Annotated in this window: 7 protein-coding genes; 2 read left to right on the plus strand and 5 right to left on the minus strand. The window is 71.3% G+C overall.

From position 1 onward, the window contains the following. Window positions 1-37: 37 nt before the first annotated feature. Window positions 38-754: a DUF2382 domain-containing protein gene (locus HUX53_RS04440; RefSeq protein ID WP_176401892.1), complete on the plus strand. Its 717-nt coding sequence runs from the start codon at window positions 38-40 to the stop codon at window positions 752-754. 39 nt (window positions 755-793) lie between these two features. On the opposite strand, the gene arfB is transcribed toward HUX53_RS04440, so the two are convergent. Beyond that, window positions 794-1,219, minus strand: coding sequence for an alternative ribosome rescue aminoacyl-tRNA hydrolase ArfB (gene arfB, locus HUX53_RS04445; protein WP_176401893.1), 426 nt, complete (start codon window positions 1,217-1,219; stop codon window positions 794-796). 89 nt (window positions 1,220-1,308) lie between these two features. Between arfB and HUX53_RS04450 the strand changes: the two genes are divergently transcribed. After that, on the plus strand, window positions 1,309-2,136 hold the full coding sequence (locus HUX53_RS04450; protein WP_176401894.1) for an oxygenase MpaB family protein: 828 nt from the start codon (window positions 1,309-1,311) through the stop codon (window positions 2,134-2,136). 144 nt (window positions 2,137-2,280) lie between these two features. Here HUX53_RS04450 and HUX53_RS04455 read toward each other — a convergent pair whose 3' ends face one another. The 4 genes from HUX53_RS04455 to def form a co-directional block, all read right to left on the minus strand. After that, window positions 2,281-3,219, minus strand: a complete 939-nt coding sequence (locus tag HUX53_RS04455) for a S1C family serine protease (protein WP_176401895.1) — start codon at window positions 3,217-3,219, stop codon at window positions 2,281-2,283. A 393-nt stretch (window positions 3,220-3,612) separates the two neighbouring features. Beyond that, complete coding sequence (locus HUX53_RS04460) at window positions 3,613-5,163, minus strand: HAMP domain-containing sensor histidine kinase (protein ID WP_176401896.1); 1,551 nt, start codon at window positions 5,161-5,163, stop codon at window positions 3,613-3,615. Further along, window positions 5,163-5,900: a response regulator transcription factor gene (locus HUX53_RS04465; RefSeq protein ID WP_309237047.1), complete on the minus strand. Its 738-nt coding sequence runs from the start codon at window positions 5,898-5,900 to the stop codon at window positions 5,163-5,165. The genes HUX53_RS04460 and HUX53_RS04465 overlap by 1 nt, the downstream gene beginning before the upstream one ends. Window positions 5,901-5,990: 90 nt before the next feature. After that, window positions 5,991-6,521 (minus strand): peptide deformylase, encoded by a 531-nt coding sequence (def, locus tag HUX53_RS04470; protein ID WP_309237048.1) that lies wholly within the window; start codon window positions 6,519-6,521, stop codon window positions 5,991-5,993. Window positions 6,522-6,669: the final 148 nt, after the last annotated feature.

A 6,669-nucleotide genomic window follows, 5' to 3' on the forward strand; every position in this document is an offset into this window, starting at 1 on the left:
GGGTTAGGGGTGGTGGGGTGGAGGGAGGACGACGCAGATGATCACTAGACAGCAGATTCCCCAAGTGCTGAACCACCCGCTGCAGGATGCGAACGGCCGGAAGGTCGGGGATGTCAAGAACGTCTTCCAGGACGACGCGACCGGGCGGCCGGAGTGGTTGGGCGTCCAGACCGGGATGATGGGGAACAAGGAGACCTTCGTACCCGTCGTCGGGTCCGATCTGGTGTCCGACCACATCGAGTCCCGGTGGGAGAAGGACTTCATCAAGCAGGCGCCCGAGGTCGCCGTCGACGGCGAGGGGCACATGTCGTCGGACGAGGTGCGGCGGCTGTACCAGTACTACAACATCGAGTGGGGCCGCACGGTGGAGCCCAGGCCCACGGGCGATGACGCGATGACCCGCTCCGAGGAGCGGCTGCACGTCGGCAAGGAGACCCGGGAGAGCGGCCGGGCCAGGCTGCACAAGTACGTGGACACCGAGGAGCAGCGGATCGACGTCCCGGTGAGCCACGAGGAGGTGCGGGTCGAGCGTGAGCCGATCACGGGGGAGAACCGGGACGCGGCGATGCGCGGGCCTGAGATCAGCGAGGCCGAGCACGAGATGACCCTGCACGCGGAGGAGCCGGTCGTGTCCAAGGAGACCGTCCCGGTGGAGCGGGTGCGGGCGTCCAAGGAGACCCGGACCGAGCAGCGGACGGTCGGTGGCCGGACGCGCAAGGAGCGCATCGAGCTTGAGGAGGATGACGACCGGTGACCCTGCCGAGCCCATCGTCGCCCTGGGGCGGCGGTGGGCTCAGTCCCAGCGGGACGAGCGCTGGCGTTTGACCGCGGAGCGGCGCTTCTTGTTCTCCAGGCGGCGTTCGTTGATGCCGCGGGGGACCTTCTTCGGGATGCGCTTCTTCGGGGGCGGGGCCGTCGCGTCGGCCAGGAGCGTCGCGAGGCGGGTGCGGGCGGCGTCGCGGTTGCGCTGCTGGGAGCGGTACTCCTCCGCGCGGATCGTGAGGACGCCGCGGACGAGGCGTCCGGACAGGCGGTCGAGGGCGCGGGCGCGCAGATGCTCGGGGAGGGACGGGGAGTTCGCGACGTCGAAGGAGAGTTCGGCGGCGGTGGCGCTGGTGTTGACGTGCTGCCCGCCCGGCCCCGAGGAGCGGGAGAAACGCCAGCTGAGCTCGGACTCCGGGATGGAGACCGAGCCGCGGACGTGGATCGTTGCGGGCATGGTCCCATTGTCGCAAATGAGAAGTGATCTTGTCGCCTGGATTACCCCCGGGTAGCCGCGACTGCAAGTACTTACTTACAATGCGGGCCATGACTGACGGAATCTTCACGGACGGCGACCTCATCCGCGTGATCACGCAGGAGGGGGCGCTCATCGCGGCGGGCGGGGCCGCGTCGCTGCTGCAGACGGCGCATCCCAAGGTGGCGCAGGGCGTGTACGACCACAGCTACACGGCGGACGATCCGGCGCGGCGGCTGCGCAACACGATGGGGTGGCTCTACGTCGTGCAGTTCGGGACGCGGGAGGAGGCCGAGACCCTCAGCGCGCTCGTCACCAAGGGGCACGAGGCCATCACCGGGCCCGACTACGAGGCGAACGACCCCGAGTTGCAGGTGTGGGTCGCGTCCACGCTGTTCGCGGTGGCCACGCAGTTCTACCAGCTGCTGTTCCGGCGGAAGTTCAGTGAAGGCGAGCTTGAGGAGTTCTACCAGCAGAGCAAGGTCTACGCGACGATCCTGGGCTGCCCTGAAGACCGCATGCCGAAGACCTACCGGGACTTCCGCGAGTACTACGCGGGCATGCTCCACAGCATCGAGATCAGCGACGCGTCCCGGGCCGTCGCGGTGCAGGTGCTGAATCCGAAGCTGCCGGGCGGGCCGCTGAACGCGCCGGGGCTGATGATGATCCGGCTGCTCACGGCGGGGCTGATGCCCGAGCCGATCCGCGTCCAGTACGGGTGGAAGTGGAGCAGGGCGCGGGAGTTGCGGTTCCGGCTGCTGCTGGCGGTGCTGGCGGCGGTGTATCCGCGGCTGCCGGTGCGGGTGCGCACCCTGCCGCGTGAGGTCTACCTGCACTCGACGCGCAAGATGCTGGCGAAGGTGAAGCGCCGCAGGCCGGCGATCCGGGTGCAGAGCTGAACGGCCGCGTGACCCACAGGCAGGTCACGCGGCCGTTCTCCCTTGCTGGCCCTCCCATACCCGGCCCGGCCGGGAGGACCTTCTGACCGGTCCGCCGCCCGTCCGCCCGCTCCCCCCAGAGCCTGGCCGGACGGCGATCCCGGGTCAGACCGAGGCGCCGGCGATGATGCTGTCGGCGGTCTTCTTGGCGGAGTTGATCGGGATGGCGAAGCCGACCCCGATGTTCCCGTCGCTGTTGCCGGACGTGGCGATGGCGGTGTTGATGCCGATCACCTGGCCCGCGGAGTTCACCAGGGCGCCGCCGGAGTTACCGGGGTTGATGGCGGCGTCGGTCTGGATGGCGTTCTCGATCACGGTCTGCTGCTGCTGGGACAGCTGCCCGCGCAGGCCCGGCGGCAGCTGCTGCTCGGAGCCGCCCTCCTGGACCTGCCGGCCCAGCGCGCTGACGATGCCGGACGTCACCGAGCCGTCCAGCCCGAGCGGGCTGCCCACGGCGAGGACCTGGTCGCCCACGGCGAGCCGGCCGCTGTCGCCGAGCGTCGCGGGCTTGAGGCCCGACACGCCCTGCGCCTTGATCACGGCGATGTCGTGGCCGGTGTCGGCGCCCAGTAGTTGCGCTGCCGCGGTCTTGCCGTTGCTGAACTTCACCGCGACCTGCCGCGCGCCCGACACCACGTGCGCGTTGGTGAGGATCACCCCGTCCGAGCGCAGGATCACGCCGGAGCCGGTGGCGGTACCGGACGCCGTCCGCGCCTGGATCGACACGACGCTCGGCTGGACGGCCGCCGCCACCTGCGCGGTCGAACCCTGGGACGACGCCCCCGAAACCGCCGTCGGGCTCGCGTAGACGGTCTGCTCGTGCGTCAGCGCCAGCGTCACCGCCGCGCCCGCACCGCCCGCGCCCAGCGCCAGCGCCGTGGCGGCCCCCACCGCCGCGAGCTTCCGCCGCGCCGTGCCGAGCAGTCCCGGACGGACCGGCTGGTCGGGTGCGGGCACGCTCTGCCAGGACCCCCACGATCCGTGCGGAGCGAAGTCTGGTCTTTGCGGCTCCCATGGCGGCTGCTGCGGCCGGTCGGTGTTCATTCGGATCCCCCTGTCGTCCTTTCACCCTTGAGAGTGGGGCCCGGGGCTGCAGGCCGCCTGGATTGAACCTGAAAGTGTGCTGAAAGCCGACATGGCGATAAAAAAACCGCGGCCGAGGGGACGTGCGGCGTCTCGTCCCCTCGGCCGCGGTGCCGGTGTGAAGTTGGCCAGGGCGCGGACTCCCGTTCCCCGTCGAGACCGGGGCGCGCCCTGTGTGGCCCACCTAACAGGACCTACCTGAACGTTCCCTGAATGTGAACTTCGTCGTACTTTCAGGAACGGCCCTCCGGTCGCAGGGTGAGCGTGCGGTCGCTATCCGTGGGTGCTGACACCGTCTCCGGGCTTCGATCGCCGTCCCGGTGCGGGCCCCACCTGGGCTTTCCTGCCGCCGGTCTAGTCGTCGTCCAGTGGGAGGACGACCTGGAACGTGGCACCCTCGCCCGGCGTGGAATCCGCCTCCACGATGCCCTCGTGGGCGGCGACGAGCGCGGCGACGATGGCGAGACCGAGGCCGGCGCCGCCGTAGTCGCGGGAGCGCGCCTCGTCCGCGCGGTAGAACCGCTCGAAGACGCGTTCGGCCTGCTCAGGGGAGAGGCCGGGGCCCTTGTCGGCGACCGCGATGATCGCCGCGGGGGCGTCGCGCAGCGTGCCGGGCGTGAGCCGCACGTCGACCGGCGTCCCCTCCGGGGTGTGCGCGATCGCGTTGGTCAGCAGGTTGCCGATCACCTGGCGCAGCCGCGGCTCGTCCCCGTGCACCTGGTACGCCAGCCCGCCCTCGACCGACAGGTCGATCTTGCGGTCTGGTGCGAGAACCCTGGCCTCCTGGACAGAGTCGGCGGCGACGGCGAGCAGGTCCACCGGGCGCCGCTCGATCGGGCGCTGCCGGTCCAGCCGGGCGAGCAGCAGCAGGTCCTCGACGAGCAGCCCCATCCGGGACGCGGTCTCCTCGATCCGGCCGATCAGCCGGTCCAGCTCGGCGGGGCTGCGGGCCGCGCCCTGCCGGTAGAACTCGGCGAACCCGCGGATCGCGGTCAGCGGGGTGCGCAGCTCATGGCTGGCGTCCGCGATGAACCGCCGCATCCGCTCCTCCGACCGCAGCGCCGTCTCCTCCGAGCGCCGCGCCGCCGCCTCCGACTCGGCGCGCGCGCCGAACGCCGCCTCGATCTGGCCCAGCATCGTGTTCAGCGACCGACCGAGCCGTCCCATCTCGGTCCGCGGATCGGCCTGCGGGACGCGGCGGGACAGGTCGCCGGCCGCGATCGCGCCCGCCGTCTCCTCCACGGCGGCGAGCGGGCGCAGGCTCTTGCGGACCACCCACACGCCCAGCACGACCAGGACCGCGAGCACCAGCAGGCCCACGATCGCGTCGATCACCACCAGCCGCTGGACGGTACGGTCCACCTCCTCCATGCTGAACGCGAGGACGATCACGCCGCCCGGGATCGGCTCGGCCAGGATCCGCCACTGCGAGCCGCCCGTCCCGCGCACGGTGAACGGGCGGTCGATGTGCTTGCTCAGATCCGCCGGAAGCTTCGGATGGCCGGTCTCGCTCCACGCCGGGTTCTGCCCCAGGGCGTGGCCGTCGTTCGTGCGGACCTGCCCGTACATCTCGCTCGGGATCCGGACCTCGATGTGGTCCTCGCCGCGCTGCAGCTGCGGGATGACCTGCTCGATCGCCCGCCCCACCGAGCCGCGCAGCTGGTCGTCGGCCCGTCCGACCAGGTACTGGCGCAGCACCGACGCGCCCGCCGCGCTCATCACCGTCATCCCGAGCGTGACCAGGACGAGCATCCCGGCGATCAGCTTGACGCGCAGCGACGTCCGCCCCCACAGCCGCGCGAGGACGCGGCGCGGTGACCGGGACGGCGGGTCGGCGGGCGCCTCCTCCGGTTCCGGCGGCGCTTCCGGGCCGGCCGGCGCGGACGCGGGGACGCGGGTGGCCATCAGCCCGATCTCGACGGCTCGCGCAGGACGTAGCCCACACCGCGCAGCGTGTGGATGAGGCGCGGCTCGGCGTTGTCGACCTTGCGGCGCAGCGCGGACACGTACGACTCGACGATGCCCGCGTCGCCGCGGAAGTCGTAGTTCCACACGTGGTCGAGGATCTGCGCCTTCGACACGACGCGGCCCGCGTTGGCCATGAAGTAGCGCAGCAGCTTGAACTCGGTCGGCGACAGCTGGATGGCCTTGCCGCCGCGCCACACCTCGTGGCTGTCCTCGTCCAGCTCGACGTCCGCGAACACCATGCGGGGCGGGGGCTCGGTCACGCCGCCGCGGAACCGGCGCAGCACGGCGCGGATGCGGGCGATGACCTCTTCGAGGCTGAACGGCTTGGTGACGTAGTCGTCGCCGCCGATCGTCAACCCCGTGATCCGGTCCTGGACGGCGTCGCGCGCGGTGAGGAACAGGACGGGGGTGTGGTCGCCGCCGGAGCGCAGCCGCCGCGCGACGTCGAACCCGTCGATGTCGGGCAGCATCACGTCCAGGACGATCAGGTCGGGGCGGTGCCGCCGCGCCGACTGCACCGCGTCCGCGCCGTTGGTGGCGGTCACCACGTCGAACCCGGTGAAGCGCAGGCTGCCGGCGAGGAGCTCCAGAATGTTGGGCTCGTCCTCGACGACGAGCAGAGTCGCCTCCGCCGTCGCCGTCTTGCCGCTGCCGCTGGCCTGCCGTTCAGTCACTTGCCCAGTCCCCCTCCACATCATCGCAGAGGATTCCAGCCGAACCTGAACGTCCCCTGAATGCCCGCAGAGGAATCGTTGAGTGCGGTGCTACCGCTGCAAGCCGCGGATCGCGCGCATCGCCTCGCGCCTGACGTCCCCGGACAGGACGTCGATGTAGACGCCGCCCTCCAGGTGACCGCACTCGTGCTGGAGGCAGCGCGCGAAGTACCCGGTGCCCTCGACGCGGACGGGCTTGCCCTGCACGTCCACGCCCTCGACGACGGCGTGCGCGTAGCGGGGCGTCTCGAAGCGCAGGCCCGGGAGGGACAGGCAGCCCTCCGACTCGACGAGCTGCTCGCCGTCGGCGGCCACGAGCCTCGGGTTCACGACGTGGCCGATGTGGCGGCGCTTCTTGTCGTCCTCGCAGTCGTACACGAACAGCCGCAGGCCGACCCCGATCTGGTTCGCGGCCAGCCCGGCACCGTCCTCGTCGTACATGGTGACGAACATGTCGTCGACGAGGCGCTCCAGGGACGCGTCGAACGTCCGGACCGGGTCGCACTCGGTGCGCAGGACCGGATCGCCGAGCAGCCTGACCGGACGGACGGTCCCGCCGCGCGCATGTCTCCGCTTCCTCACGCGGAAGATCCTATAGAGCGTCCGGCGGCGCGCCCCGCCCGCGAAGGGCCGGGCACACCGCCGGATGGGACGCGAAGCGCCGTCCTACAGCTCGATCGGGCCGCGGGGCTGCTGCGGCCCGATCGAGCTGTAGGACGGCGCTTCGCGT

It is taken from the genome of Actinomadura sp. BRA 177 (genome assembly GCF_013372625.1).
Classification (GTDB): Bacteria; Actinomycetota; Actinomycetes; order Streptosporangiales; family Streptosporangiaceae; genus Spirillospora.